23 protein-coding genes are annotated in these 24,535 nt (G+C 68.1%); 11 read left to right on the top strand and 12 right to left on the bottom strand.

Going from position 1 to position 24,535, the window contains the following annotated elements; genetic code table 11:
• Window positions 1-48: 48 nt before the first annotated feature.
• The 7 genes from ACXZ1E_RS09280 to ACXZ1E_RS09250 all read right to left on the bottom strand — a co-directional run bounded on the left by ACXZ1E_RS09280 (window position 49) and on the right by ACXZ1E_RS09250 (window position 9,430).
• Window positions 49-1,356: an allantoate amidohydrolase gene (locus tag ACXZ1E_RS09280; protein WP_458040243.1), complete on the bottom strand. Its 1,308-nt coding sequence runs from the start codon at window positions 1,354-1,356 to the stop codon at window positions 49-51.
• Window positions 1,356-2,579 carry a pyridoxal-phosphate-dependent aminotransferase family protein gene (locus tag ACXZ1E_RS09275; protein ID WP_458040242.1) on the bottom strand — a complete coding sequence of 408 codons (1,224 nt, stop codon included), beginning with the start codon at window positions 2,577-2,579 and terminating at the stop codon, window positions 1,356-1,358. Before ACXZ1E_RS09275 ends, ACXZ1E_RS09280 begins: the two co-directional genes overlap by 1 nt.
• 139 nt (window positions 2,580-2,718) lie before the next feature.
• A complete protein-coding gene (locus ACXZ1E_RS09270) occupies window positions 2,719-4,323 on the bottom strand; it encodes an AtzH-like domain-containing protein (protein ID WP_458040241.1) in 1,605 nt (534 codons plus the stop codon).
• The gene (locus tag ACXZ1E_RS09265; RefSeq protein WP_458040240.1) at window positions 4,320-5,552 is read right to left on the bottom strand and encodes an acetamidase/formamidase family protein; all 1,233 of its coding nucleotides are present in this window, start codon (window positions 5,550-5,552) and stop codon (window positions 4,320-4,322) included. The genes ACXZ1E_RS09270 and ACXZ1E_RS09265 overlap by 4 nt, the downstream gene beginning before the upstream one ends.
• On the bottom strand, window positions 5,549-7,006 hold the full coding sequence (gene allB, locus ACXZ1E_RS09260) for an allantoinase AllB (protein ID WP_458040239.1): 1,458 nt from the start codon (window positions 7,004-7,006) through the stop codon (window positions 5,549-5,551). Before allB ends, ACXZ1E_RS09265 begins: the two co-directional genes overlap by 4 nt.
• Before the next feature lie 81 nt (window positions 7,007-7,087).
• Window positions 7,088-8,620, bottom strand: a complete 1,533-nt coding sequence (locus ACXZ1E_RS09255; protein WP_458040238.1) for an NCS1 family nucleobase:cation symporter-1 — start codon at window positions 8,618-8,620, stop codon at window positions 7,088-7,090.
• A gap of 159 nt (window positions 8,621-8,779) precedes the next feature.
• Window positions 8,780-9,430, bottom strand: coding sequence for a helix-turn-helix domain-containing protein (locus ACXZ1E_RS09250; protein ID WP_458040237.1), 651 nt, complete (start codon window positions 9,428-9,430; stop codon window positions 8,780-8,782).
• Between the two features lie 144 nt (window positions 9,431-9,574).
• On the opposite strand from ACXZ1E_RS09250, the gene uraD reads away from it, so the two are divergent.
• From uraD to hpxO, 3 genes are read left to right on the top strand one after another with little or no spacing between them, the layout of a single operon-like run.
• Window positions 9,575-10,087 carry a 2-oxo-4-hydroxy-4-carboxy-5-ureidoimidazoline decarboxylase gene (gene uraD, locus ACXZ1E_RS09245; protein ID WP_458040236.1) on the top strand — a complete coding sequence of 171 codons (513 nt, stop codon included), beginning with the start codon at window positions 9,575-9,577 and terminating at the stop codon, window positions 10,085-10,087.
• Window positions 10,084-10,434, top strand: a complete 351-nt coding sequence (gene uraH / locus ACXZ1E_RS09240) for a hydroxyisourate hydrolase (RefSeq protein ID WP_458040235.1) — start codon at window positions 10,084-10,086, stop codon at window positions 10,432-10,434. Before uraD ends, uraH begins: the two co-directional genes overlap by 4 nt.
• 23 nt (window positions 10,435-10,457) lie before the next feature.
• Window positions 10,458-11,651: an FAD-dependent urate hydroxylase HpxO gene (gene hpxO / locus ACXZ1E_RS09235; protein ID WP_458040234.1), complete on the top strand. Its 1,194-nt coding sequence runs from the start codon at window positions 10,458-10,460 to the stop codon at window positions 11,649-11,651.
• 204 nt (window positions 11,652-11,855) lie between these two features.
• Here hpxO and ACXZ1E_RS09230 read toward each other — a convergent pair whose 3' ends face one another.
• On the bottom strand, window positions 11,856-12,386 hold the full coding sequence (locus ACXZ1E_RS09230; RefSeq protein WP_458040233.1) for an adenine phosphoribosyltransferase: 531 nt from the start codon (window positions 12,384-12,386) through the stop codon (window positions 11,856-11,858).
• A gap of 90 nt (window positions 12,387-12,476) precedes the next feature.
• Between ACXZ1E_RS09230 and ACXZ1E_RS09225 the strand changes: the two genes are divergently transcribed.
• The 8 genes from ACXZ1E_RS09225 (at window position 12,477) to ACXZ1E_RS09190 (ending at window position 21,612) form a co-directional block, all read left to right on the top strand.
• On the top strand, window positions 12,477-14,168 hold the full coding sequence (locus ACXZ1E_RS09225) for a glycoside hydrolase family 13 protein (RefSeq protein WP_458040232.1): 1,692 nt from the start codon (window positions 12,477-12,479) through the stop codon (window positions 14,166-14,168).
• Between the two features lie 8 nt (window positions 14,169-14,176).
• Window positions 14,177-15,217 carry a LacI family DNA-binding transcriptional regulator gene (locus ACXZ1E_RS09220; RefSeq protein ID WP_458040231.1) on the top strand — a complete coding sequence of 347 codons (1,041 nt, stop codon included), beginning with the start codon at window positions 14,177-14,179 and terminating at the stop codon, window positions 15,215-15,217.
• Window positions 15,214-16,428, top strand: a complete 1,215-nt coding sequence (locus ACXZ1E_RS09215) for an amidohydrolase (RefSeq protein WP_458040230.1) — start codon at window positions 15,214-15,216, stop codon at window positions 16,426-16,428. The genes ACXZ1E_RS09220 and ACXZ1E_RS09215 overlap by 4 nt, the downstream gene beginning before the upstream one ends.
• A 265-nt stretch (window positions 16,429-16,693) precedes the next feature.
• The gene (locus ACXZ1E_RS09210; RefSeq protein WP_458040229.1) at window positions 16,694-17,194 is read left to right on the top strand and encodes a hypothetical protein; all 501 of its coding nucleotides are present in this window, start codon (window positions 16,694-16,696) and stop codon (window positions 17,192-17,194) included.
• A 77-nt stretch (window positions 17,195-17,271) separates the two neighbouring features.
• Complete coding sequence (locus ACXZ1E_RS09205) at window positions 17,272-19,305, top strand: APC family permease (protein ID WP_458040228.1); 2,034 nt, start codon at window positions 17,272-17,274, stop codon at window positions 19,303-19,305.
• Entirely contained in the window at window positions 19,302-20,621 is a 1,320-nt protein-coding gene (locus ACXZ1E_RS09200) for an aminotransferase class V-fold PLP-dependent enzyme (RefSeq protein WP_458040227.1), read from the top strand. The genes ACXZ1E_RS09205 and ACXZ1E_RS09200 overlap by 4 nt, the downstream gene beginning before the upstream one ends.
• Window positions 20,618-21,061 (top strand): Fe-S cluster assembly sulfur transfer protein SufU, encoded by a 444-nt coding sequence (gene sufU, locus ACXZ1E_RS09195; protein ID WP_458040226.1) that lies wholly within the window; start codon window positions 20,618-20,620, stop codon window positions 21,059-21,061. The genes ACXZ1E_RS09200 and sufU overlap by 4 nt, the downstream gene beginning before the upstream one ends.
• Before the next feature lie 104 nt (window positions 21,062-21,165).
• Window positions 21,166-21,612 (top strand): hypothetical protein, encoded by a 447-nt coding sequence (locus ACXZ1E_RS09190; protein WP_458040225.1) that lies wholly within the window; start codon window positions 21,166-21,168, stop codon window positions 21,610-21,612.
• An 88-nt stretch (window positions 21,613-21,700) separates the two neighbouring features.
• Here ACXZ1E_RS09190 and ACXZ1E_RS09185 read toward each other — a convergent pair whose 3' ends face one another.
• The 4 genes from ACXZ1E_RS09185 to ACXZ1E_RS09170 form a co-directional block, all read right to left on the bottom strand.
• The gene (locus ACXZ1E_RS09185) at window positions 21,701-22,678 is read right to left on the bottom strand and encodes an SRPBCC family protein (protein WP_458040224.1); all 978 of its coding nucleotides are present in this window, start codon (window positions 22,676-22,678) and stop codon (window positions 21,701-21,703) included.
• Window position 22,679: 1 nt separating this feature from the next.
• Window positions 22,680-23,063 carry an ArsR/SmtB family transcription factor gene (locus tag ACXZ1E_RS09180; protein WP_458040223.1) on the bottom strand — a complete coding sequence of 128 codons (384 nt, stop codon included), beginning with the start codon at window positions 23,061-23,063 and terminating at the stop codon, window positions 22,680-22,682.
• 156 nt (window positions 23,064-23,219) lie between these two features.
• Window positions 23,220-23,687 (bottom strand): MarR family winged helix-turn-helix transcriptional regulator, encoded by a 468-nt coding sequence (locus tag ACXZ1E_RS09175; protein WP_458040222.1) that lies wholly within the window; start codon window positions 23,685-23,687, stop codon window positions 23,220-23,222.
• The gene (locus tag ACXZ1E_RS09170; protein ID WP_458040221.1) at window positions 23,684-24,325 is read right to left on the bottom strand and encodes an alpha/beta fold hydrolase; all 642 of its coding nucleotides are present in this window, start codon (window positions 24,323-24,325) and stop codon (window positions 23,684-23,686) included. The genes ACXZ1E_RS09175 and ACXZ1E_RS09170 overlap by 4 nt, the downstream gene beginning before the upstream one ends.
• Window positions 24,326-24,535 lie beyond the last annotated feature (210 nt).

Here is a 24,535-nt window from a genome sequence, read left to right as displayed (position 1 = left end):
TTTTGTGCGCTTTATTTGTTGCACATAAAGCGTGCATAGTGTCCTAATCTATTGGCGGGGCTCGGCGGCGAGGTGGAGAACGGACTCGGCGAGCGCGCGGATGCCGAGCGCGACATCCGCTGCGCTGACCGCCTCGTCGGGGTGATGGCTGATGCCATCCGGATTCCGCAGGAACAACATCCCGACGTTCGTGATCGCGCCGATCGACATCCCGTCGTGGCCGGCGGGGCTGAAGAGGGTGGCCGGGTCATCCGGCATCTCCGGCAGGGCCCCGCGGATCCCGGCGCGGATGACGTCCTGCAGCAGCGGCGCGCACATGACCGCGGGCGCGTTGTGCACCTCGCGGGCCCGCCAGCGCAGGCCGCGGCGGCCCATGATCACGTCGAGGTCGCGCGACAGAGAGTCCCAGACGCGGTCACGCTCGCCGTCGAACTCGCCCCGCAGGTCGAGGCTGAAGTGCGCCTCGCCCGGCACGATGTTGACGGCGCCGGGGAACGCCTCGAGCTGACCGACCGTGCCGATGACGTGATGCTCCGCGCTGCAGATGCGCTCGACCGTCAGGGCGGCCTCGCTCGCCCCGAGCAGCGCGTCGTGGCGCATGTCGTACGGGGTGCCGCCCGCGTGCCGGGCCTCACCCTCGACCACGAGCTGGAATCGGCGGGCGCTCGCGATCGACGACACGACGGCGAGCGACTCCCCACGGCGGTCGAGCTCGGGACCTTGCTCGATGTGTGCCTCGAGATACCCCACGAGCTCATCGGGGCGACGCGCAGCCTCGCCGATTCGCCCCGGGTCGAGGCCGAACTCGAGCGCGGCCTGGCGCAGCGTGGTGCCGTCGGCATCCGTCAGCTGCCACCAGTCGTCGTCCCAGGTGCCGGCAACAGCGGATGACCCGAGCAGAGCTTTGCCGAAGCGGGTGCCCTCTTCGTCCGAGAACGCCACGACCTCGATCGCGAACGGCAGGGGCGAAATGCTGCCCTCGCCGTTCGGTGCGGGCGCCCGGAGCAACCGCACGACCTCGAGCGCCATCAGCACACCGACGATGCCGTCGAAGCGTCCGGCGTCGGGCACGGTGTCGAGATGCGAGCCGATCATCAGTGCGGGGGCATCGGGATCCGATGGGTCGAGCCGTCCGATCTGGTTGCCCGCGGCATCCTGTCGCGTCCGCATGCCGACCTCGCGCATCCACTCCGCCGCGAGGCGGTTGACGCGGGCGTGCTCGGTCGAGAGGTACACGCGTTCGATCTCGCCCGGGGTTGCGGTGACGCGCGCGAGCTCGTCGCAGCGCGCCATGACGCGCCGAGCCGCGGCGGCGACGCGGTCGGGCGTGAGGTCGGGCAGGAGGGTCCGCGTCATCAGGCCTCGCCCGCGTACACGTCGAGGGCGGCATCGACGCCGCCGCCCACGGGAACCTTCGCGCCGAAGCGACGGAGCACCTGCTCGAGCGCGGCGAGCGTCGTCAGCACGGCGTCCTTGCGGGCGTTGTAGCCCATGGTTCCGATGCGCCAGACGCGCCCGTGCAGGGGTCCGAACGAGGTGCCGATCTCGATGCCGAAGTCGTCGAGCATCGCCTGGCGTGCGGCATCCCCCGCCACGCCCTCGGGAATCTCGACGGCGACGACGTTCGACATCTTGTGCGCGACGTCGCCGAACACGACCAGCCCCAGCCCACGCACCCCCGCGAGCATCGCGGCGCCGTGCAGTTCGTGCCGCGCGATCACGGCATCGCGACCCTCACCGAGCAACACCCGCGCGCATTCGCGTGCGCCGTAGAGCATCGAGGTCGCCTCGGTGTGGTGGTTCAGGCGGCGGGGTCCCCAGTAGTCCAGGATCATGCCGAGGTCGAAGTAGTTGGAGCGGACGAAGTCGGGTGCGTCCTCGTCGCCGGGCTCGCGGATCCCGGCCTCGATCTTCTTGCGCGACCGGATGATCTCCACCGCCCGCTCAGACAGCGTGATCGGCGCCGAGCCCGAAGGCCCACCGAGGCATTTCTGGAGCCCTGCGGTCGCGGCATCCAGGCCCCAGGCATCCGCTTCGAACGGATTGCCGCCGAGCGAAGCGGTGGCGTCGGAGTAGAACAGCACGCCATGCTTGGCGCAGATCGCGCCGATCTCGTCGAGCGGCTGCAGCATCGTGGTCGACGTGTCGCCCTGCACGAGCCCGAGCAGGTGCGGCTTGACTCGCACGATCGCCTCTTCGATCGCGGCGGAAGTGAAGACCTGACCCCACGGCACCTCGATCGTGTGCACCTCGGCCATCGCGCGCTCCGCGATCTCGGCGAGCAGGTGCCCGAAACGTCCGAAAACCGGCACGAGCACCCGGTCGCCCGGCCGGATGAGCGAGATCATCGCGGCCTCGATGCCGCCGCGAGACGTCGAATCGACGAGGAAGGTCGCGTCGTTCTCGGTCGCCCAGACCTGCCGGTACAGCGCCTGCGTCTCGGTCATCGTGCTCGTCATGAACGGGTCGTACTGCCCGACGAGCTGCGCCGACATCGCCGTGAGCACGCTCGGGTACGCCGAGATCGGCCCCGGCCCCATCAGCAAACGGGCGGGCGGATCGATCGGCACGGCGTTCATGCAGGTTCCTGTCTGTTCATCCCGGTGCGGGTCGCGGCGCGGTACACGGGGCCGAGTGCGCCGGTTTTTGTCGAGCGCGCCCGATACTGGCGCGAAATAGTGGGCGCAGTCGGCAACAACAGGCGCGCTCGGCGGACTGTCATGACGTCACCACCGCCCGGGTGAGGCGACGGGCGAGGCGCACCAGCGCGATGTCGGTGCCGGGGCGCGAGATCAGAGACACACCCACGGGGGCTGCGCCGAGGCTCGACGGCACCGTCAGCAGCGGGATCGAGATCGAGGGCATCCCGCCGATCGCGGCCGGCGTTGTCATACGCAGGGTCGCGGCACGCACGGCCTCGACCCGTTCGCCCCGATGCGTGCGCATGGGCGCGGGGCCGGGCACCGTCGGCATGATCAGCACCGTGTCGTTCGTCGCCTCGTGCAGGCGTGCGCGCAAGTCGTCGACCGCCGCGCGCGCCTCGGACTCGGCCTCGGCGGTCACCTCGGAGGCCACGCGGAATCGCTCGGCCACGGCCGGGGCGACGGCACCGGGGTGCTCGCGCAGCCACGCGCCGTTGTTGCGCCAGGCCTCGGCACCCTGAACGGCGCGGAACGCCGCGAGGTACTCATCGAGATCGCCGACGGATGTCTCGGCCACCTCGGACCGGGCATCCCCCGCCCCGAGGGCCGCGAGCAGGGCCTCGAACGCCTCCCGCGTCCCGGGTTCGACGGACTCGAGCATCTCGGTCGGCACCGCGAAGCTCCACGGCAGGTCGCTCCCCGACTCCCCGAACACGCTCTCGGTCGACTCCGACCCGTCGTAGCTGAGGCACCAGTCGACGACCTTTTGCATCGTGTCGCCGTCGCGCGTCAGCCATCCGATCGTGTCGAACGTCTGCGCGAGCGGCAGCAACCCCTGTCGCGGCACGAGCCCATGGGTCGTGCGCAGACCCCAGAGCCCCTGATACGACGCGGGCACCCGGATGGACCCGGCTGTGTCGGTCGCCAGACCGATCTGCGCCTGCCCGGTCGCGACGGCCGAAGCGGGGCCGCTCGACGAGCCGCCGGGCAGCGCCCCCGGCAGCGCCCCATTGGGCGGGGTTCCGTAGTGCGCGTTGTCGCCGGCGACGCTGTACGCGAACTCGTCGGTGCGCGCAATTCCGCGGAGGGATGCCCCGGCCCGGAGCAGATCCGAGACCGCGGCAGCCGTCGTGGGTTCGACACGCGCGGAGTCGAGGTACGTCGGGTTGCCCGCGCCGATGCGGTAGCCCTTGATCGCGAACAGGTCCTTGACGGCGACGCTCAGCCCCTCGAGTGGGCCCTCCCACGCGCCCTGCCAGAGCGGGTCACCGACCGTCCGCCACACCGACCGGTCGAGCGCCTGTGCGCGCGGCGTGACGTGGGCCGCGGTGATGAGCCAGCGGTCGTCGAACCGCTGCCACACCTGGGTTTGGAGCCCTGTGCCTCCACCGATGTAGCGCGAGATCGATACGAGCAGTGCGACATCCGGTGCCAACTCGCGGTACTCGATGCGTTCGATCGAACGCGCAGGCACTCCTCCGCGAACGCCCCGGAACACGCTGATCGTGTCGTGACCGACGAGCAACCCGGCTGGGTCCCCGCGCATCGTGGCATCGCCGGGCGCGAAGGCCGCATCGAGGGCATCGAGGTCGTTCGCGATGATCGCGCGCTCGTAGGCCTCGAAAGCTTCGAGCAGGTCTGCGGGAACCGTGTTGGCACCGTCGGTCGAGGCATCCGTCATGCCGTGTGTCCTTCGTTCAGAACAGGAGATTCTCCCGAAACAGGAGAATCCGCCGAAAACTCTCCTGTCCTCGCCGATTCGCCTGTTGTCGGCGAGTCGGCGAGCGGATGCCCGGGGCGCTGAACTGCGGCGAAGTCCGACTCGCGGATGCGTGCGTGTACGCCGCAGACGATGTCGACCACCTGCGAGATGTCGAAGTCGGTCGCGGCGCTGAGGTACGCGTAGGCGAGGTGCTCGTCGAGGCCCCAGCGTGCCCGGATGAGCGAGATCGCCGAGCGGACGCAGCGGCGCATCGCCTCGCCGAGGTCGGGATCGAGGCCGGTCGGTACGAGGTATTCGTCGGTGCGGACCAGCGGCCCGGTGAACTCCCCGAACTCAGCGAGCGCCTCAGCCTGCGGCACGATCTCGAAGCGCAGGGTCGCGCGCAGCGACGCCTCGAGCGCCGTCAGCGCGACCTCGCCGTCGCCCTGCGCGAAGTGCGGGTCGCCGACGTACGCCAAGGCCCCCGCGACCTGCACCGGAAGGTACAGGACCGTGCCCTCGACCAGCAGGTTGATGTCGATGTTGCCGCCGTGCTCGCCGGGCGGCACCGAGTGGGGCCGCTGATCACCGGCGACCGCGACGCCCATGGTGCCGAGGAACGGCGCGAGCGGAAACTCGACGAGCCCGGGGCCTCCCTCGACGACGGGCAGCACCCCGACCATCCGTCCCGCCCGCTCCTCAACCGGGGTGAAGACGCTCACGTTGTGCTCGCCGCGGGGCAGCTCGCCGACGAGCGCGCCCTTGCCGTGCCGATTCGAGATCACCCCGTACGGCACGCGCGGCTGCAGGCGCACGACCGTGATCTTGAGCAGATCGCCAGGCAGCGCGCCCTCGACAGCGATCGGCCCCGTCACGACGTGCGGTCCATCGGCCATCGTGTCGCGGCTGAGCGAGCGCGCGATCTCGATCGCATCGTCGAGAACGGATGCCTCGGGCACACCCTTGCCGGTGAAGTACCCCAGCGGATCCTTGCCCTGGTCTTCGAGGATTCCCTCGTGGCTCACCGTGTCGATCGTCACGGTCTGCCCGGGCTGGATGGTGAGTACCGCGGCATCGCGCGCGCACGGCAGGCGTCCCCACATTACGGTCGCGGGCGACGCGGCCAGATAAAGGTCGCCGGGGATCTCGCCCCTGCCGGGCTGCAGGATGGTTGATTCCTGCGCGGTCGTTTCGAGGGCTGTGGTCACGGATGCATCTCCTCAACGCGGGACGCGGCGCCGACAGGGTCCGCCGCATCCGCGGAGTCTGCGGGATGCGCGACGGCGCGCACGGTCAGGATCTCACGTCCTGCTCTGGCAGTTACGCCCGCCTCGGGGGTGTAGACGAGTGCACCGGCGAGGTAGGTGCCCTCGACGACACCGAAAAGCTCACGCCCATCCCATGGCGACATCTTGTTGCGGTACTGCAGCTCGGCCGCCCGCACCGTGTACGTCGCATCGAGATCGACGACCGAGAAGTGTGCCGGAGCGCCGACCACGATCTGCCCCGCGGACCCGAGACCCGCAATCCGCGCCGGCCCCGTCGTCATGAGCGGCAGGATCTTCTCGATCGGGATGCCTCGGGTCCGCGCCGCGGTCAAGATCGCCGAGAATCCGGTCTGAAGTCCGGAGATTCCGCCCCACGCGAGGGCGAAGTCTCCGCCGCCCTGCTGCTTCAGCTCGAGCGTGGACGGCGAGTGGTCGCTGACGATCGCGTCGATCGTGCCGTCGACGACGCCCTGCCAGAGGAGGTCCTGGTTCGCCTCGTCCCGGATCGGGGGGCAGCACTTGAACTGCCCCGCGGCATCCGGCACATCCTCGGCCCGAAGGGTGAGGTAGTGCGGGCAGGTCTCGATCGTGAGTCGCACGCCGTCGGCTTTCGCGGCACGGATGTCGTCCAGCGCACCGCCGTCCGACACGTGGACGATATGCGCGCGGGCACCGGTGCGGCGGGCCGCCTCGATCACGAGCCGGATCGCCGCACGCTCACTCTCAGGCGGGCGGGAGGCGAGGAACGCGTCGTACCGGGGCCCGAGGGTCTCGGCGTCGTGCACGTGCGCGGGGTCTTCGGCGTGGACGATCAGCAGCCCATCGAACGCGGCGATCTCGGCGAGCGCGACCTCGAGCTGTTCGGCGTTCAGGTGCCCGAACTCGTCGATGCCCGAGGGCATCAGGAAGCACTTGAACCCCACCACTCCCGCCGCGGCGAGTTCGGCGAGCGACCCGAGATTCTCAGGAACCGCACCGCCCCAATAGGCGATGTCGACGGCCAGTTTGCCGACCGTGGCGGCGCGCTTCTCGGCGAGCGCCTCGGGGGTCGTCGTCACGGGCACGCTGTTGAGCGGCATATCGACGATCGTGGTGACGCCGCCCGCGGCCGCGGCGGCGGTCCCTGTCTCGAAGCCTTCCCAGTCCGTGCGGCCCGGCTCGTCGAGGTGGACATGCGAATCCACCAGACCGGGCAAGAGGGTGAGGCGGTCGGGCAAGACGGTGACATCGGATGCCGGGACGTCGCCGGATGCAGCGGCCCCAGCATCCGGGTCGTAATCCGCGATCGCAGCGATACGGCCGCCCTCGATGCGGACCACAGCGGGACGGATCGCCCCATCGACGAAGACGCGACGCGCGGCGATCGCACGCGGGGCGTCGGGAAGAGCGGTCATGTGCCCCAACCTAGGGGCCCGGCGTTTCCCGGATGTTACTCAGAGCAACATCCGGGAAACGCGGCCGGGATGGCGTGGAGGTCAGACGGGGGCGGGCTCTGTCTCGACCGTTTCTGCCACCGGCTCGGCCGGAGCGGCGCGGTGGTTCCACATCACGGCGATGTAGAGGATCGCGCCGATCAGCGCACCGATCACCCACGCGAAGCCGCTCAGCGCGCCCAGGGCCGGAACCCAGACAGCAGAGATGGAGAAAACCGCCGCGATCGCGATTACCAGGATCGCTCGCACGTTCCAACCCTTGGTGTAGAAGTAGCGACCGGTTGCACCGGTCGAGTACAGGTCGTGCACCTTCAAGGCGCGGCGCTGGATGATGTAGAAGTCCGCCACCAGCACCCCGTAGAGCGGCGCCAGGACGGCACCGAGAGTATCTACGAAGATCGGGAATCCGTTCTCGTTGATGACGGACACCCAGAGGGCTCCAACGATGAACCCGAGCGCCGCGGTCATGTAGCCACCCGCCTTGAAGCTGATTCGCTGCGGAGCAAGGTTCGACAGGTCGTAGGCGGGCGGGATGAAGTTGGCGACGAGGTTGATGCCGATCGTCGCCACCAAGAACGTCACCGCCGCGAGGATGGTCAAGAAGACGTTGCCGACCTGGCCAACGATCTCGGCCGGGTTCGTGAGCGGTTCTCCTTCGCCTCCCTGCAGCACGATGTAGGCGCCTGCCGTGATGAACAGGCTCAGGAACGTGAAGAAGGTCAAGCTGACGGGCAGTCCGAGGAAGTTCCCCCGGCGCATCTTCTTCTCCGACTTCGAGAAGCGAGCGAAGTCACCGAAGTTGATGATCACCGCTGAGAAGTACGCGATCATCGTTCCGATCACGCCGACGAATGCCCCGACCGCGGCCCAGCCCTCGACCTCGGAGTTGTTGAAGATCGAGCCGACCGCGGGAATGAGCCGATCGCCTGCCTGGATCCAGATCGCGATCAGCAGCACCACCATCACGACGTAGACGGCGGGCCCCGCGAAGTTCAGGAACTTCTCGATCCACGAGATCCCGCCGACGAAGAGCAGTACCTGCAAGGCAGCCACGATGATGTACGACACCCAATCAACCCATGTCATGCCGAGGAAGGTCGCCTCGGGAGGAGTGACGATGATGGCGTTGATCGCGAGCCCGACGGCCGTCGACGCGAAGTACGTCTGTGCGCCGTACCAGAAGATCGCGACGATGCCACGAATGAGCGCGGGGAACTGGGCTCCATGAACGCCCATGCTCGAGCGCGCCATGACCGCATAGGGAATGCCGTACTTGACGCTCGGCTTGCCCGTGAGGTTGACGAGGAAGTTGACGAAGAAGCCGGCGAGGATGATGGCCGCGAAAACCCACCACCCGTTGATGCCGGCGCCCACGAACAGGCTCGCCGCGAGGATGTACCCACCCAGGCTCTGCACGTCGTTGGTCCAGACGTTGAAGAACTCGAAGGCGCCCCACCGCCGCTTCTCTTTCGGAAGCGGTGCGAGGTCGTCGTTATACAACGAGGGGTGCCTGTCATCCCCCAGGTGCGTGTCGAATTCAGCGATATTTTCGGCGGCGGGAAGCGTGACGGTCATGCGATTCTCCAGTCAGACGGAGGTGCTGGATGATAGTTCCGACGCCCCGGTGGCGTCGCGATCAAGCTATTGCTTAAGCTCCGTCGGTGGATTTCGCGCGCGTAACGGCTCCGTGACAGTAAGTGACCACTTAAGCCTCGTAAGGGGCCCTGCCCTACATCACAGCTCCGGCGTGGGAGACGCGACCGGCTCGGGCAGACCGCCGGGAAGCGTCAACCACGCGGCGACGGCGACTTCGTCGGTTTCGTTCACGACGCGGTGCGGACGCGTCGCCGCGAACGACAGCGAGGCCCCGGCGGCGAGACGCAGCTCACCCTCCGTGAACTCGAATGTCAGCACGCCCGAAACGACGCTGCCGCACTCGTATCCCGCGTGCACGAGCATCGCACCATCCACGCTCGATGATGTTCCGGGCGGATAAGACGACTCGAAGAGCTCGATTCCCGGCAGCGCCGTCGGAGTCAGCCGTCGATACGTGACGCCCTGCCCGAGGTGTGCGACGGCAATGTCGCCCGCGGTCGACACGAACACGCCCGGGAGGGGCTCGGCGACGTCCGGCGCATCCGATCCCACCGGCCGCTCGTACACCTCGAGCTCGTCGAAGATCGCCGAGACGGGAGCACCCAGAACGCCGACGAGCTCGACCAGGCGGTTGACCGAGGGTTGCATGACACCGGTCTCGATCTGGGACAGTGCGCTGGACGAGATCCCCAGCTGCTGGGCGACCGAGGCGAGCGAGCGACCGGACGACTTGCGCAGCTGGCGCAGACGACTTCCGATCCGGGCAGAGAGCGGCACATCGTCGTTCATCGGGTCCTCCGCGCCCATCGTAGGGCCACGCGGCGGACCACCCCCGCCGCCCGCCTCGCCCATGAGCATTCTCCAGGGGCCCGGCGTTTCCCGGATGTTACTCAGAGCAACATCCGGGAAACGCGGGCCGACTACGGTGGCCGGGTGCTCCTCTCCGAATTCAATGACGCGGATGCCGCGACGGCGGCGTCCGTCGTGCGCGTCTGGGCCGACATCCCGGCATGGACGAATGCGCTCGTTGCCGAGCGGCCCTACGCATCCGTCGCCGAGATAGAGGCCCTCGCTGCGGCGCTCGCCGAGCGGTGGAGCGGCGAGCACCTCGAGGCCGCGCTCGCGCATCACCCTCGCATCGGCGAACGGCCGACCGCTCCGGGAGCCGAAGGCGATGCCTCGCGCCGCGAGCAGGCGGCGATGGCGACCGCAGCGGACGACGTGACAGCCCGCATCGCCGCAGGAAACGCGGCGTACGAGGAACGATTCGGGCGCGTTTTCCTGATCCGCGCCGCGGGGCGCACTCCCGACGAGATCCTGGCGAACCTCGAGCGCCGGCTCATGAACGACGCCGAGGCCGAAACGGTCGAAGCCACGAAGCAGCTCGTTGAGATCGCCTTGCTGCGCCTGCGGGGCGCGCTCACCGACGACAGGATGGGTGCATGACCCCGCACCCGACACCACACCTCACGACCCACGTTCTCGACGCCGCGACGGGAACGCCCGCACCGGGCGTCGAGGTTGCGCTGGCCACCGCATCCGGCGTCCCCGTCGCCACGGGAACGACGGATGCCGACGGCCGGGCCGGTCTCGGACCAGAACTTCTCGAGGCCGGGGACTACGCCCTGACGTTCTCGACCGGCGCGTACTTCGCGGCACGTGACGTCGAGACTTTCTACCCGTCGGTAACCGTGACGTTCCGGGTCGATGTCGACGATCAGGGCGGCTCAAGGCACTACCACGTGCCCTTGCTGCTCAGCCCGTTCGCCTATTCCACCTACCGCGGCAGCTGAGCCGCATCGCTTCGGAGGATCACGTGAAGGTCATCGTCATCGGCGCCGGCATCGGCGGCACGAGCGCCGCGATCGCGCTGCAGCGCCTCGGGCACGACGTCGTCGTGTACGACCAGATGCGTGAGAACAAGCCGGTCGGGGCTGCGCTGTCGCTGTGGTCCAACGGCGTGAAGGTTCTGAACTGGCTCGGGTTGACCGACGAGGTTGCAGCGCTCGGTGGGCTGATGGACGACATGGCCTACTACGACGGCAAGACGGGCGAGACGCTCTGCCGCTTCAGCCTCGAGCCCGTGACGACACAGACCGGGCAGCGGCCCTACCCGATCGCGCGGGCCGACCTGCAGGCGCTGCTCATGGAACGGGTCGGGATGGACCGCATTCATCTGTCGATGAGACTCGTCGGCATCGACGACGACGGCACCCGGGTGACCGCGACCTTCGCGGACGGATCGACCGACACAGCCGACCTGCTGATCGGGGCGGATGGGGCACGCTCGATCACTCGCGACTACGTCACAGCGGCGCTGGGGCTGCCGACGATCGAGCGGACGTACTCGGGATACACGAACTTCAATGGGCTCGTCCCGGCGAACACCGACATCGGGCCGCTCGATCAGTGGACGACCTATGTCGCCGACGGCAAGCGCTGTGCCGTGATGCCGGTCGCTGGTGATCGGTTCTATTTCTTCGTCGATGTGCCACAACCGGCCGGGGTGCCCTACGACCGGTCCGACGGTGCGGCGCCGCTGCGCGAGGCCTTCGCGGGATGGGCGCCCGGGGTGCAGGCGTTGCTCGACTCGATCGACCCAGCGGTGTCGCTCAACCGCGTCGAGATCTGGGACATCGACCCGTTCGACACCTGGGTGCACGGGCGGGTCGCGATCCTCGGCGACGCGGCGCACAACACGGCGCCCGACATCGGTCAGGGTGCGTGCTCGGCGCTCGAGGACAGTTTTGCCCTCGGCATCCTGTTCGCAACCAACACGCTGGGTGTCGAAGACACGCTGCAGCGGTACCAGCAGGTGCGCACCGAGCGCGCGGGCGACCTGGTGATCCGAGCACGCAAGCGCGCGTGGGAGACACACGCTTTCGATGTGGCCGCGACCCAGGAGTGGTACGAGCAGCTCCGCACCGAGGACGGCACGGGCGTCATCCGGGGCATCGTCGGCAACATCGTGGATTCTCCGGTCAACCTCGGCGGCGGCATCCGCGTCTGACGCGACCCCTCCGCGCCCCCTCGCGAGAGTGCCCGTTCCCGACGAGAGTGCCCGTTCCCGACCGCGAAAGTGCCCGTTCCCGACCGCGAAAGTGCCGCTCCCTATACCGAGGGTGCTCGTGCCCTACAACCGGCACCCTCGCGCGGCAGAAAGGGCACCCTCGCGCGGCAGAACAGGCACCCTCGCGTGGAGCAGGCGCGGTCGTCAGGCGTGGAAGACGGCGTGGATGTCGGAGCCTGCGACAGCTCGACCGCCGAGGCCGTCGAGCTCGAGCAGCACGGCGGTGCCCGCAACGCTGCCCCCGAGCCGCTCGACGAGCGTTCGCGCGGCGGCGATCGTGCCGCCCGTCGCGAGCACATCGTCGAGCAGCAGGACGCGTGAGCCGTGCGGCATGTCGTCGTGCGCCTCGATCTCGGCCGTGCCGTACTCCAGCGCGTAGGACACGGATGCCGCGGGCCGGGGCAGCTTGCCCGCTTTGCGGATGGGGATCAGGCCGACGCCCGCGGCCATCGCCGCGGCCCCCGCGAGGAGGAAGCCGCGCGCTTCGATGCCTGCGACCACGTCGTACGTCCCCGCGAAGGGTTCGATGAGGGCATCGATCGTTGCACGGAGCGCCGCGTCGTCCGCGAGCAATGGCATGATGTCGCGGAAGAGGATGCCTGGCTGGGGGTAGTCCGGGATCACCGCGATGAGCGACTCGGCGCGAACAAGGGCGTCGGGGCTGGGCGTCTGCACGGGGTTCACCCTAACGCCCGCGCGCTCCGACCGCCCCGCGGCGAGGACCCCGATGTGCGCGTGCGCAAGCGCTTGCACTAGCGTGGACGGATGACTTCTCTCGCGCAGAGCGCCCAGCCCGAGTCCCGCCTGCCCTCCGCCCCCGGATCCGAGTGGTGGCGTTCGGCCGTGATCTACCAGATCTACCCGCGTTCGTTCGCGGATGCGTCGAACGACGGCATCGGCGACCTGCCCGGCATCACGTCCAAGCTCGACGACCTGCAGGAGCTCGGCATCGATGCCCTGTGGCTCTCGCCGTTCATGACGTCGCCGCAGAAGGATGCCGGCTACGACGTCGCGGACTACTGCGACGTCGACCCCATTTTCGGAACCCTCGCCGACTTCGACGCGATGCTCGAGGGCGCCCATGCCCGCGGTATCCGGGTCATCGTCGACCTCGTGCCGAATCACTCATCAGATCAGCACGTCTGGTTCCAGGCCGCCCTGGCGGCAGCACCCGGAAGCCCCGAGCGCGCCCGCTACATGTTCCGCGACGGTCTCGGAGAGAATGGCGAGCTGCCGCCGAACAATTGGGAGTCGGTCTTCGGCGGACCCGCCTGGACGCGGGTCGTCGAGCCCGACGGATCACCGGGCCAGTGGTACCTGCACCTGTTCGACACCTCGCAGCCCGACTTCGACTGGTCGAATGAGGAGGTGCGGGAGGGATTCCGCGGCGTGCTGCGCTTCTGGCTCGACCGTGGCGTCGACGGGTTCCGCGTGGACGTCGCCCACGGACTCGTGAAGAAAGACGGTCTGCCCGACTACACGCCCCCCGCAGATGCCGCGTCGATGGGTGGTGCAGAGGCCGACGTGCCGTACTGGGGTCAGCCCGGCGTTCACGAAATCTACCGGGATTGGCATGTGCTGCTCGCGGAATATGAGGGCGATCGTGCGCTCGCCGCCGAAGCCTGGCTGCCGACGCCGGCCAAGACGGCGCTCTGGGTGCGCTCGGACGAGATGCACCAGGCCTTCAACTTCGAGTACCTCGAGACGCCGTGGAACGCGCCGAAGCTTCGGGCGGTCGTCGCCGAATCGCTCGCCGCATATGGCGCCGTGGATGCCCCGAGCACCTGGGTGCTGTCGAACCACGACGTGATTCGCCACGCCTCCCGGCTTGCGCTCACGGGCGATGTTCCGCAGGGAACCGGCATCGGCCCGCTGTCCGAGGTGCAGCCGATCCCCGAGCTGGGCCTGCGACGCGCACGTGCGGCGACCACGATGATGCTCGCGCTCCCCGGCTCGGCGTACCTCTACCAGGGCGAAGAACTCGGCCTGCCCGAGGCCGTCGACCTGCCTGACGACGCCCGGCAGGACCCGACGTGGTTCCGGACCCACGGCGAGCGCTACGGGCGGGACGGATGCCGCGTACCCATCCCCTGGACCGCGGATGGACCCTCCTACGGCTTCAACGCGTCCGGGGCATCCTGGTTGCCGCAGCCGGCGCAGTGGGCGGAACTCGCCCGCGACGTGCAGCGCAACCGGCCCGACTCGACGCTCTCGCTCTACCGCAGTGCCCTGACCGAGCGCCGCGCACACGCGCTCGGCACGGGCGAGTTGCAGTGGGTCGATGGCTATGGCGACGACGTCGTGGCGTTCCGCAACGGCGACATCACGGTGATCGCGAATGTCGGCGCGACGCCGGTGCCGCTGCCCACCGGCGCGACCGTCGTGCTGACGAGCGCATCGCTCGAGGACGGCGCGATCGGATCCGACACGACCGTCTGGCTCGAGGGCGCGCGCTAGGCCGCGACATGGTCGGCATCGACGAGGTTGCTCGTGCGGCCGGCGTTTCGACCGCGACCGTCTCGCGCGCGCTGAGCGGTCGTGGTCGGGTGTCGGCGCCGACACGGATGCGCGTGGAGCAGGCGGCGGAGCGACTCGGCTACGTCGTCCAGGCGTCGGCATCGAGCCTCGCCTCGGGCCGCACCCGCAGCATCGGCGTTTTGGTGCCGTTGCTCGATCCGTGGTTCTTCAGCACGGTACTCGGCGGAATCGCCGACGCGCTGGCACGTCGCGGATACGACATCACGCTGTACGTGCTGAGCGAGGATGCCGAGGCTCGGCGCACGATGTTCGGCACCTTCCTGCGCCGGCAGAGGGTAGACGCCGTCATCGCGATGTCCATCTCGCTCGGCGAGGACGAGACGGACGCGCTCATCGGGATCGGGGTACCCGTCGTCCGGATCGGCGCACCCCGGGCGGGCCTGACCAGCCTCACGGTCGACGACGAAGCGGTCGGGGCGCTGGCGACCGCGCACCTGTTGAAACTCGGACACCGCGTTATCGCGCACATCGGGGCGGCACGCGAGAGCGACGGCGATTATCGCGTGCCCGCGCAGCGTCGCCGGGGACACGAGCAAGCTCTGGTGCAGGCCGGGGTCACCCCCCAGCCGGACTTGTTCGAGCCGGCCGACTTCACCATCCTCGGCGGTGGGGCGGCGGCGCGGCGGCTTCTCGAAAATGGTGGATCACGCCCGACCGCGATCTTCGCGGCAAGCGACGAGATGGCGGTCGGGGCGATCCTGGCGGCACGCGAATTGGGCGTTCGCGTACCCGAAGATCTGTCCGTGGTCGGCGTCGACGGGCACGAGCTGGGCGCCTCGCTCGGGCTCACGAGCGTCGACCAGTTCCCGCGCGAGCAGGGCGTGCGGGCTGCCGAGACCGTGCTCGATCTGCTCGAGCCCGGTCCGACGACGGATGCTCCGCCGCCCCACGGCGGGCTCCGCTTCGAGCTCGTGGTGCGCGCATCGACCGCGCCGCCGTCGTCCGCCCACGTAGGCTCGGGCGCATGACGATCGATCTCGAGGCGCTCTACATCGACCTGCACGAGCACCCGGAGCTGTCGTTTCAGGAGACCCGCACGGCGGCGATCGCGGCCGGGCACCTCCGTGATCTCGGGCTCGAGGTCACCGAAGGCGTCGGCGGCACGGGTGTCGTGGGCGTCCTCCGCAACGGAGCTGGGCCGACCGTCTGGCTCCGCGCCGACATGGACGGCCTCCCTGTTGAGGAGCAGACCGGGCTGCCGTACGCGAGTAGCGCGCGCGGTCTGAACCCGCAGGGCACCGAAGTTCCGGTCATGCACGCGTGCGGACACGACATGCACGTCGCCGCGATGATCGGCGCGATCGAACAGCTCGCGAGCACGACGGATGAGTGGGCGGGCACGATAGTTGTGCTCATTCAGCCCGCCGAGGAGTTCGGTGCGGGCGCTCAGGCGATGATCGCCGACGGTGTGCTGACGCGCTTCCCGCGCCCCGACATCGTGCTCGGGCAGCACGTGACCCCGCTGCCCGCGGGGGTTGTGGGAGTGCGTCCGGGAACGCAGATGGCTGCGTCGGATGGCCTGACCATCACCCTCCACGGCCGCGGCGGCCACGGCTCACGACCGCACGCGACGATCGACCCGATCGTCATGGCCGCCGCCACCGTCATGCGCCTGCAGACGGTGGCATCGCGCGAGATCGACCCGCGCGAGATGGCCGTGGTCACGGTCGGTTCGATTCATGCGGGCCTGAAGCACAACATCATTCCGGCCGAGGCGCGCCTCGAGCTGAGCCTGCGCTACGCGGACGACAGTACCCGCGCGAAGGTGCTCGAGAAGGTGGAGCGGATCGTGCGCGCCGAGGCCGAGGCATCCGGTGCTCCCCTGCCGCCCACGATCGAGACCGACCACACGCTGCCCCCGACGATCAACGACGCGGACGCGACGGCCCGACTCTCGGCCGCGTTCGACCGCGAGATCGGCGCTGGGACCGTGCTCGACCCCGGGATGTTCACCGGTAGCGAGGATGTCTCGTGGTTCGCGCGCGAGGCGGGCGTGCCGCTGGTTTTCTGGTTCTGGGGCGGGGTCGACCCGGCCGTCTATATGCGCGCTCAGGCAGAGGGCACGATCGACCGCGACATCCCGACGAACCATTCGCCGTTCTTCGCGCCGCTGTTGCAGCCGACGCTCCGCAACGGGGTGCAGACGCTGACGGTCGCGGCGCGGGAGTTCCTGGGCTGACAACAAGAGTTCTCTGATCTTTACGCCCGCGACGAGTCGAGACGCTGTCTTTCGTGAAGATGAGTGGATGAGACATCCGAGAGCCGGAGTCGCTCTTGCAGGCACAGCCATCCTCTTGGCGCTCGCTGGCTGCGCGCCCGCTACGCCAACGACCCAGGCGTCCCCGAGCGAAATCACCGTGTCTTCCTCAACGCCAACGCCAACGCCAACGCCAACGCCAACGCCAACGCCAGAATCGTTCATCGTTACAGCAACGGAGATGTCCGTGCTGGACTCTGACGGAACGATCCGCTCGAGTGTCGCCTTCTCCGGCGAAGACCCCGCTGCATTCGCTGCGGCTCTCGGAGAGTCGTTCGGCGTGGCGGCAGCCGAGAGCACGACGGCAGGCGGCTTTGAAGGCGCGGAGTTCACCACAGAGTACGCGTGGGACGGCCTCGTGATCTCGTCAGGATTCTCCCCCGGGCAGACGTGCGGCACGCGAATAGACTGCCGCGGAACTTTTGTTTACTTCACCGTTCCCTCCATAAACGACATCTCTCTCGGCACAGCGGGAGGGATCCACGTTGGCGATTCCGTGGTCGCAGCTATGGACCTGGGCGCTCGTCCTACCTCGGAGATCCCTCTCGCCGCCGAGCCGGAGGACCCATCGGTCTTCGAATCCCAGGCCGAAGCGACTCGCATCGTCCTTCTCGATCTGGACGACGAAGGAGCTTCAATCGTCAGAATCCGGGCGAGCGGCTGGTTCCAGACCTTCGGCAACATCTGACCTTCTGCCTGGAGGATGTCGTGTAGCCGGGGCACGCCGCTTGCACGCTTCGTTCTGCGGGCGTAGTGTCGCCGCTCGTGGCTAACGACAGTCGCGGCGAGGGCCCGAGCTCTCCTCCCGTGAAACGCTGGATTCTCGGCGAACCCCTCCATACCGAACAGCTCGACGGGCAGCTGCTTCCGAAGCGACGGGCCCTGCCGATCTTCGCGTCCGACGCCCTGTCGTCCGTGGCCTACGCGCCGCAAGAACTCTTGATGATCCTGCTGACCGGCGGTCTCGCGTTCCTCGCCTTCAGCCCAGCTGTCGCGGCGGCGGTCGTGGTACTGCTGATCGTGGTCGTCGTCAGCTACCGGCAACTCATCAAGGCGTACCCGTCGGGCGGCGGTGACTACGAGGTCGCGTCGAAGAACCTCGGCGAACCCGCCGCCGTGGTCGTGGCATCCGCTCTTCTCGTCGACTACGTCTTGACGGTAGCCGTGTCGATCGCGTCCGGTGTCGACAACATCATCTCGGCCATCCCCGAGCTCAACCCGTGGCGCATCGAGTTCGCCGTCGGCTTCGTCGTGCTCATCATGGCCGCGAACCTGCGCGGCGTGCGCGAATCGAGCAAGGCGTTCGCGATCCCGACCTATGTCTTCATCGGGTCGGTCGCCGTCATGATCGTCGTCGGACTCGCCCGCGTCGCGCTCGGCGACCCTCCCATCGCGTCCAGCGCCGAGTTCGCCGTGCAGGCGGAAGACCTCTCGCAGGCCGCGGTGATCCTGCTGGTGCTGCGGGCGTTCTCGAGCGGATGCTCGGCCCTCACGGGCGTCGAGGCCGTCTCGAACGGGGTTCCCGCCTTCCGCCAACCGAAGGTGAAGAACGCGCAAGCGACTCTCACGCTCATGGGCGGCATCGCGATCCTGCTGTTCGCCGGTCTGACGGCGCTCGCCCTCTTCGCGGGCGTGCACTACGCCGAGAACCCCTGCAACCTGGTGGGTTTCGACTGCACGACCCCGCAGCCCAGCCTCATGGCCCAGGTCGCGAGTGCGACGTTCGGGATGGGCAGCATCCCCTTCTTCATCATCCAATCGGCGACAGCCTGCGTTCTGCTTCTGGCGGCGAACACCGCGTTCAACGGCTTCCCCCTGCTCGGGGCCGTGCTCGCGCGTGACGGCTACGCGCCGAAGTCGCTCAACACCCGCGGCGACCGCTTGGTGTTCTCGAACGGGATGATCGCGCTCGGCCTCGCCGCGATCATGATCCTCGTGCTCTACCAGGCGAGCCTCACGAGCCTGATCCAGCTGTACATCATCGGCGTTTTCGTGTCGTTCTCGCTCGGACAGATCGGGATGATCCGGCACTGGCGCCGCGCAATACGCACGGGTGCGTCGGGCGCTGACCTCCGCGCGGCGCGCATCGGGCTCGCGATCAACGGCGCCGGCGCGGCACTGACCGTCTTCGTGCTGATCATCGTGACGATCACCAAGTTCACCCACGGCGCGTGGATCGTGTTCCTCCTGATCCCGATCCTCGCGACACTCATGATCGGCGTGAACCGCTACTACCGCGACGTTGAGCACGAGATCGAGATCGACGACGCGACGCACTTCGGTTCGCGGGGCGACGTGGCGATCGTGCTGGTCGGGCGTCTGCAGAAGCCGGTCGTCAAAGCGATCGATTACGCGCTGGCCGCCAAGCATGACAAGACCATGGCCGTGCACGTCTCGGTTGATCCCGAGTCGACCGACCGTCTGCAGGCCGAGTGGCGGGAACATCGGATGCCGGTGCCCCTCGTCATCGTCGACTCGCCCTATCGCGCCTTCGCGCATCCGGTGCGGGAGTTCATCCAGGCCTATCGCCAGAAGAACGGCTCGGCAGTCATCACCGTGTATCTGCCGCAGTACATCGTCGGGCACTGGTGGGAGAGCTTCCTACACAACCGTCGAGCCAGCCGTATCGCGCACAATCTGATGCTCGAGCACGGCGTCTCGATCACGCTCGTGCCGTGGCTGCTCGATTCGACCGAGATCGTTTATGGCCGACGGTCGCGCCCCCTGCCCGGAGGCGACCGGTCGGGCTTGCCGCCCGAGGCCTCCAACCGGGTGCCGCGGCGTAGCCTGGAGGAGTGAATCTCCCGGCTGTGCCCCGCGACGCGGCAATCCTCGATGCGGCGCCTTTCGACGTCGCGTCCGTCCGCGCCGCCTTCCCGATCCTCGGCGAGCGGGTCAACGCGTCATCGCTGGTGTACCTGGACTCAGCGGCCACGAGCCAGAAGCCACTCGCCGTACTCGAGGCCGAGGCATCCTTCCTCGCCCGTGGCAACGCCGCCGTCCACCGCGGCGCACACACCCTCGCCGCCGAGGCAACGGAATCATTTGAGGATGCCCGGGCCGCCGTTGCGGCTTTTATCGGCGCCGAGCCGGACAACATCGTGTGGACCTCGGGTGCGACGGCAGGGATAAACCTGATCGCATACTCGATCGGGAATGCGTCGCTCGGGCGCGGGGGCGAAGCCGCCCGGCGGGTGGCGCTGAAACCGGGCGACGAAATCGTCGTGACCGAGTCCGAGCACCACGCCAACCTGATTCCGTGGCAAGAGCTCGCCGCCCGAACGGGTGCACTGCTGCGCCATATTCCCGTGCAGGAAGATGGCCAGCTCGACCTGGCCGTTGCAGGTGCCCTGATCGGGTCACGGACGCGGATCGTCGCCTTCCCCCATGTGTCGAACGTGCTGGGCATCGTGAACCCCGTCGCCGAGATCGTGACGCTTGCGCGCGAGGTCGGCGCGCTCACGGTTCTCGACGCCTGCCAGTCCGCCCCCCACCTCGCACTCGACCTGCCGGCCCTCGGGGTCGACCTGGCGGTGTTCTCGGGGCACAAGATCTTCGCGCCCTATGGCGTGGGCGTCCTGTACGGACGGTCAGAGGTACTCGAAGCCCTGCCGCCCTTCCTGACCGGGGGCTCGATGATCACGACCGTCACCCTCGACACCGCCGAGTACCTGCCTCCGCCGCAGCGGTTCGAGGCCGGCACGCAGCCCGTCTCGCAGGCGATCGGCCTGGCGGCAGCCACGCGGTACCTCGGCGAGCTCGGGCACGATGCGATCGCGGCACGCGAGGCATCCCTCGAACGTCGCCTGCGCGAGGGGCTGCTCGAGGTGGCGGGTGTCCGCATGCTCGGCGACGCGTCGGGCGCCGAGCGAGTTGCCCTGGCGTCGTTCGACGTCGACGGAGTGCACGCGCACGACGTCGGCCAATTCTTGGATGCACGCGGTGTCGCCGTGCGCGTCGGGCACCACTGCGCGCAGCCGCTGCACCGCCGTTTCGGCATCACCGCCAGCGTTCGGGCGAGCGCGGCGTTTTACAACACGGAGGAGGAGATCGACATTTTCCTTGATGCGCTCTCGGGCGTAAGCGCATTCTTCGGCGTGGAGGGCACCCGATGAGCGGGCTCGAGTCGCTGTATCAAGAGCTGATCTTGGATCACTCGAAGCATCCGCACGGCACTCCTCTCGCACCGGAAGAGGGGGCCCACGCGTCGTCGTACCAGCGCAATCCCGTGTGCGGAGACGAGTTGACTCTGCGCGTGCGGCTCGATGATGCGGGCGCGATCCGCGATGCGACCTGGGAGGGCGCCGGTTGCTCGATCTCGCAGTCGTCGGCGTCGATGCTGTCGGATCTCGTCGCCGGGATGCCCCGGGCCGACGCATCCGTTCTCGTCGAGGGTTTCCGCGAGGCCATGCGCTCGCGCGGCAAGCTCGAGCTCGACGTCGAGGAGTATGGCGACGCGGCCGCCCTGTCGGGTGTCTCGAAGTACACCGCCCGGGTCAAGTGCGCCATGCTCGCGTGGGTTGCGCTCGAGGACGCGCTCGCCCGTGCATCCTGACCTTCTCGGTCAAGTTCTCCTCCCCGTGTAGGGGATCAAGCCGGCTATCCACCGTTCCCCCGAACTCCGGGACGGGGTTGCGGCGGGCCCACCAGGCTGTGCCCATGCCCACAGAACTCGCTGATGTCCCACCGCTCCGCGACGATGCCGCTCTCGAACACTGGCTGTTCGATCTGCTGATCGGCGCCACCCACCCCCAGCTCTGGCTGTTCTTTCTGGACGATGACGACCGCCCCACCGGACCGGTCATGCCTTGCGATGAGCTGCCGGATCACCCCGACGGCGTCACCGCGAACGAAGACCTCGGCGCCCTGCCCGTCGTCGAACTCTTCGCCCATCGCTTCGCGAACCTCATGCGCGAGTTCGACTTCGCACAGATCGTGGTGGTGTGGGAGCGCTGCGGTGGAGACCAGATCACCGACCTCGATCGGGCGTGGGCGCGGCTCGGCGATCACCTGGTCCGACAGGGCGTCCGCGTTCGTGCCCGCTTCTTGCTCCACGAAGCCGGCATGCGCATCTTCACCCCGGACGACCTGCCCGCCGCGGCGTGAGGTTCGTTCGGGAGGGCGTGGTCATTCGGGAGGGTGTGACGGCCGCATCCGGTCCTCCCGAACAACCATGCCCTCCCGAACGACCGCCTCAGCTCGAGATCACCCGCTCGAGTCGGGCGTAGCTCGTTTCCATCCCGTCGGTCATGCCGGTCGCCAGCACCATGTCGCGGGTGTCCTTGTCGGGGTACTCGATCAGCAGAGTGATGAGCGTGGCACCGTCCTCTTCGCGCAGCGACAGGTCGTTGAGCGTCGAGGGAAAGTCAGTGTCGGTCATGTGCTCGGTCGTGACCGTTCTCTTCGGGGCGTCGATGACGAGGGTTTCGCCGTTGAACCCGAAGGGTTCGCCCTCCGTCCCGGGCTCGGGTGCCCAGGCGTAGCGATAGGTGCCACCGACTCGTGGGTCGACCTCGCAGATCGTCATGCGCCAGCCATCCGGCCCGAGCAACCACTTCTTCATCAGCTCGGGCTCGGTGTGCGCGCGCCATACGAGCTCGCGCGGACCCTCGATCAGCCGAGTGATGCGCACGTGCGTGTCGTCGAGAATCTCCGTTTGCGTGCCCTTGCCCTCTGCGTAGGCACGCAGACCCGCGAGCACGCGGTCGAGCTGGTTGAACGCCAGCGTCGAACCCTCGACCGCCCCGAACGCGATGATCTGCTGGAGCGCGTCCGCCGAGTCGAAGTAGCTGACGTTCGTCAATCGCGTTCCGGTCGCGGTCGCCTCGAAGTCGAACGTGACGCGCATCACGGGCGTGCCGTCGAGAACATCGCCTTCTTCGTTGGCGAAGGCGTCGAGCACCTCCAGGCGTCGGGGCGCGTCGATCTTCAGAAACTCCCACGACCCGCGCGACTTCTCGCCCTGCGGGCTCGTCATTTCGTAAGCCGCGCGGCCGCCGACCGTGAGGTCGAAGGCGGTGAAGGTTGCCGGCCATCCGGGAGGGCCCCAGAAAAGTTCGAGTTGGCTCGGGTCGGTGAACGCCGTCCAGACGCGCTCGACGGGGGCCGCAAAGTCGGCGACGAGCGTCATCGTCAACACTTCGGGGTCGGTAGTGACGTCGGTGACGGGCATGTCACACTCCTTTTGTGGGTGGATCAGTGGGTTTCGCTGACGCGAGCAAGAGATCGAGGCGGTCGATCCGCGCCCGCCAGAGTTCTTCGTACTGCGCCAGCAGGGCATGGGCCCGCGCGATCATCGTCGGATCCGCGCGAACGAGCCGCTCGCGACCCTCGGCGCGCTTGACGACCAGCCCCGCCGCCTCGAGAACGCCGATGTGCTTCTGAACGGCGGCGAAGGACATGTCGTAGTCGAGAGCGAGGGTCGAGATCGACTGCTCCTGCTGAATCGTGCGGCGCAGGATGTCTCGGCGCGTCGCCGCGGCGAGCGCCTGAAACACGCGGTCAATCTCGTCATCGCTCAGCTCATTCGCTTCACCCTGCGCCGTTTGTGCAACCATTTGGTTGTACGTTAGCGCTGTCGCATTGCGAGGTCACCCCCCCCCCCCGCGGGGAAAAGGATTCCGTCGCACGGCCGACTTTCGGTTCGAGGAGCCGTGAAACGAACCACCGCGAAACGCCCGCCCCGACTCTTCAATGGCCATGGCTGATGCACATCATCGGGGGCGGGACGCAGCGGCCTTCTTTTCCTCAATCGCCTCGCCTGCGGGACGACCGTCAACCAGGGCACGCAGGACATCGGATGCGGCGGCCATGCGGCGGGCATCCACCGCCGCGACGATCGTGGCGTGCAGCACCGCCTCCGCGGCACGAGCCCGGCCCGCAGCATCCTTCCCCGCGTCGGTGAGGGAGAGGATGACGCTGCGCCGGTCGCCCGGATCCTGCTCTCTCTTCACAAGCCCAGAGAGAACGAGGGTATCCACGAGGCGACTGGGCGACCCCATTTCACACACCAGTCGGGAGCCAAGCTGACGCAGCGACAGGCTCGCGGCGTCGTCGATCGTGATTATCGCTTCCGCCTGCGCGGGAGTGAGAGCCTCGGGCTTCAGCAGGTCGGCGTAGATCCGATTGCCTTCGCGTTGAGCGGCGAGGATCAGGTAGCGGAATTCTTCGGCGGGACTCATGCTTGGGCAGGCGTCTCGGTCATGATCTCCTCGAGGAATCGAGCGGTGGCGTTTCCGTAAGCGTGAGGGTGGGTGAAGCGGAACATGTGTCCCGTCTCAGGCAAGACGACTTCCCGCGCCGCGGGCAACCCGTCGACGAGGTCCCGTACGGCACCGTGTCCCACTAGACGGTCATCCTGGGGAGTCAGGACGAGCGTCGGTACCTTCACGTGTCCGAGCTGGGCGCGTACGTCGAATTTTCTGACAGCAGAGACGCGCCGGGCATAGCTCTCCCGCGGCGTGTTTTCGAGGAAGAGCGATCGGTAGTCGGACTTTCGCTGGGGAACCTCGGCGGTTGTGTCGAACGTCGACGCGAGCTGGGATGCGTGGAAGCGGAGCACTCCGTTTCGGTACACGGCGTCGGGGAGAAACCCTGCCAAACCTGCCATCGCGGACTTCCACTGCGGAAGGGGATTCGCCGCGAAGCCGCCGGAGAGCACCAGCGCGCGCAGACCCGCGGGCTGCCGCAGGGCAAGCGCAAGGCCCAGGACCGCCCCGAACGAATCGCCCACGAGCACGTACGAGGCGAGATCCTTCACCTGCCCTGCGACGAAGTCCGCGTACCCGTCAACGGTAGAGACACCCTCGGGAAGGCGCATGGTCCGCAGAGGGAAGCCGTGAAGGTCGGACAACGGCGCGAAGTCCCACGGGGCGCCGGAAAAGCAGGGAATCGCAACAACAGTAGGTGTTGCGTCATTAGTTGACACATCACGAATATACATCGTCTGCGTTCCACCCACTCCCCTGACGCGATATGTCGGGGCGGCGGGCGTTTGGCGACACATTGCGACAGGTGAGCGGAGCAACGG

It is taken from the genome of Pacificispira sp. HM-600 (genome assembly GCF_977993705.1).
This window is presented reverse-complemented; position numbering and strand designations above follow the sequence as displayed.